This is a genomic window from Bacillus sp. AFS002410 (genome assembly GCF_002556365.1).
In the GTDB taxonomy this organism is placed as follows: domain Bacteria; phylum Bacillota; class Bacilli; order Bacillales; family Bacillaceae_G; genus Gottfriedia.
The window spans coordinates 1-209 of the sequence record NZ_NUEU01000068.1; the positions used below are offsets into that span (position 1 = coordinate 1).

1 protein-coding gene is annotated in these 209 nt (G+C 57.4%); it reads right to left on the bottom strand.

Annotated features, from left to right (window positions below; translation table 11 throughout):
- Window positions 1-209: hypothetical protein (locus CN692_RS19280; protein ID WP_179874493.1), on the bottom strand; the 209-nt coding region annotated here is incomplete at both ends.

Sequence of the window (209 nt, forward strand, 5' to 3'; positions counted from 1 at the left end):
CCTGTTACTCCGGTCGAGCCGGTTATTCCAGTTGAACCCGTTCCTCCGGTTGGGCCAGTTATTCCCGTCGAACCTGTTATTCCCGTCGAGCCCGTTATTCCTGTCGAGCCGGTTACTCCGGTCGAACCCGTTACCCCAGTCGAGCCAGTTATTCCCGTCGAACCTGTTACTCCGGTCGAGCCTGTTATTCCCGTCGGACCTGTTACTCC